General features: G+C 50.6%; 2 tRNA genes and 2 rRNA genes. All 4 read right to left on the bottom strand.

From position 1 onward, the window contains the following. Positions 1-109 precede the first annotated feature (109 nt). Positions 110-185, bottom strand: a tRNA-Ala gene (locus NV381_RS38170). Between the two features lie 17 nt (positions 186-202). Beyond that, positions 203-279, bottom strand: a tRNA-Ile gene (locus NV381_RS38165). A gap of 50 nt (positions 280-329) precedes the next feature. Then, positions 330-446, bottom strand: a 5S ribosomal RNA gene (gene rrf, locus NV381_RS38160). A 172-nt stretch (positions 447-618) separates the two neighbouring features. Beyond that, a 16S ribosomal RNA gene (locus tag NV381_RS38155) occupies positions 619-717 on the bottom strand; the annotation flags it as partial.

Raw genomic sequence — 717 nt, 5'->3', positions numbered from 1 at the left:
CACACGTTGCTCTATGCTGTTGACAACTGCGATGGTTTCACGCATCGAACAGTTGCAACTACTTGTTTCGGTATCTAGTTTTCAAGGAACAATCTCATAAATAAAGATATGGTGGAGCCAAGCGGGATCGAACCGCTGACCTCCTGCTTGCAAGGCAGGCGCTCTCCCAGCTGAGCTATGGCCCCATAGTAGGATATGCAATTGGTGGGCCCTAGTGGACTCGAACCACCGACCTCACCCTTATCAGGGGTGCGCTCTAACCAGCTGAGCTAAGGGCCCTCATATTCATTTGCAGAAACTTGAAGCTTCCTTCACCCTTAAAAGGGTTCGCTTGGCAACGTCCTACTCTCCCAAGACCCTGCGGTCTAAGTACCATTGGCGCTGGAGGGCTTAACGGTCGTGTTCGAGATGGGAACGCGTGGTTCCCCTCCGCCATCATCACCAAACGAAGTTATTGAGATATGGTTATCGGTCTCTCCTGAAAGTAGTCATAATACGCTTCAGCGTATCACTTCACTTTTAGAAAGATCCGTTTACCCTCTCAAAACTGAGCAACGAGTGAGTGTTGTTTGTATTGCATATTTGTCCGGTGACCTACAGTCACCATGGACTCCATAGAAAGGAGGTGATCCAGCCGCACCTTCCGATACGGCTACCTTGTTACGACTTCACCCCAATCATCTACCCCACCTTCGGCGGCTGGCTCCCTTGCGGGTT

This window comes from Paenibacillus radicis (ex Xue et al. 2023) (assembly GCF_024722015.1).
Classification (GTDB): domain Bacteria; phylum Bacillota; class Bacilli; order Paenibacillales; family NBRC-103111; genus Paenibacillus_S.
Note: the sequence above shows the minus strand (reverse complement) of the source record. Positions and strands in the feature narration are given on the sequence as shown.